Origin of the sequence: Lactiplantibacillus pingfangensis (assembly GCF_005404945.1) — a bacterium.
GTDB lineage: Bacteria > Bacillota > Bacilli > Lactobacillales > Lactobacillaceae > Lactiplantibacillus > Lactiplantibacillus pingfangensis.
Genome location: NZ_BJDG01000057.1, coordinates 1 through 1,689, shown reverse-complemented (window position 1 = coordinate 1,689; position 1,689 = coordinate 1). Strand labels below are relative to the sequence as shown.

At 41.6% G+C, this 1,689-nt stretch carries 2 protein-coding genes; both read left to right on the top strand.

Annotated elements, in window-relative coordinates:
- Positions 1 to 70: 70 nt before the first annotated feature.
- A complete protein-coding gene (locus FFM74_RS13480) occupies positions 71 to 745 on the top strand; it encodes a helix-turn-helix domain-containing protein (protein WP_137627132.1) in 675 nt (224 codons plus the stop codon).
- Positions 742 to 1,635, top strand: a complete 894-nt coding sequence (locus FFM74_RS13475) for an IS3 family transposase (protein WP_137627131.1) — start codon at positions 742 to 744, stop codon at positions 1,633 to 1,635. The genes FFM74_RS13480 and FFM74_RS13475 overlap by 4 nt, the downstream gene beginning before the upstream one ends.
- Positions 1,636 to 1,689 lie beyond the last annotated feature (54 nt).

Sequence of the window (1,689 nt, the reverse complement as noted above, 5' to 3'; positions counted from 1 at the left end):
TGTTATGATCCCTCTATGGTTGTCAGATGAAATACTATAATTCATCTGATTATCATGGAGGGATTTTTGTATGTCCAGATCTAAATATAGTGCCATAGAAAAATTAGCCTTAATTAATGAATTTGAATCTTCGGGACAGTCATATACGTCTTTTGCAAGACAACATGGTTTTACAGGAATGACAATGTCTCGTTGGCAAGAGCGATATAAACGTGATGGTATTGAAGGATTAACAGAAGCTAGGAAGAACAATCATTACAGCAAGGTTTTCAAGCAGACGGTCGTACAAGCATTCTTGAGTGGTGAAGGCACTACCCAAGAGCTGACCATGAAATATGGATTACGTTCAGATATGCAAGTAATCACCTGGGTTTCCAAGTATAATAGGGAGAAAACTGTGACGGCTTCACCGTCAAGAAAGCAGGTCCCTACCATGGCTCGAAAGACTACTTGGGAAGAACGAATTCAAGTCGTTGAATATATTACGATTCATAAACACTCTTATAGCGAAGCCTCAGAACATTATCAGGTCAGTTATCAGCAAGCGCGATCATGGGTGCTTAAGGCTAAAGCTGATGGCTATGAGGCTCTCACAGATAATCGTGGTCACCGGAAGCCTAAGCAAGAATTAACAGACCTAGACAGAGCCAATCTGCGAATCCGGCAATTAGAAGGTCAAGTCGCCGATATGAAATTATTGGAGGACTTCGTAAAAAAATATCAGGAACTTCAGCACAAGGGGTGAATAAACAACATCGACTAGCTTACCAAGCAATTAAGGAAGTTAGTCAAGAAAACCGTGGTGCCATTACCAAATTATTGGCCTACGTTGGCGTTAGTCGTCAAGCTTACAATAAATCCTTCCACCGACAAGCAACAGTTTGGGAGACCCAAGAACAGCTTCTAGATGAACGAATTACGTATTGGTTTAACCAACATCATCAAGCGATTGGAGCGGGCAAGATTCTATCAAACCTCAAGCATGATGATCAGATTACTTTTGAAGTAACACTCAAGCGGGTTAAACGGATTATGCGTAAGTTAGATATTAGATGCCAGATTCGAGTCAAAAGACATCATCGAATCAAGGAACAAGAACAGTATATTCAGGACAATGTCTTGAATCAGAATTTCGATGTGACCGCTCCTAATCAGGTCTGGTTATCAGATTCAACTGAATTGACATACGGTGTTCACGGACAATACAAAATGCGGTTGAGTGGTGTGTTAGACCTTTATGGACGGGTTTTAATCGCCGCTAATTTGAGTAATACTGAAACAGCAGCGGCGGAAGTACAAGTCTTCCAGCGAGCTTTTGAGTATGCCGGTGACGTTCATCCATTGGTTCATACTGATCGTGGTTCAGCATACACTTCTAGATCATTTAATGAATTGTTGGCACGGCATGGCGTTATCCGAAGTATGTCACGACCAGGAACACCGTATGACAATGCGCCAATAGAACGTTGGTGGAATGAATTCAAGACACATTGGATGGATCGACATCCAATGCCAAGCACCTACAAGGAGTTCAAAGAACTAGTAGATGAAGGTATCCACTATTTTAATTACCTAGATCGATCACCAGCAAGAAACGACCTCACCCCGGTAGAATACCGAAATGAGGTCGCTTAGAGACAACAGTAAATTTATATTATTTCATCTGACAACTTGACAGGGCCTAGCGCA

Excerpts from the sequence above, each read along its gene's own strand:
- FFM74_RS13480 (WP_137627132.1), top strand. The coding sequence starts at position 71 with ATGTCCAGATCTAAATATAGTGCCATAGAAAAATTAGCCTTAATTAAT.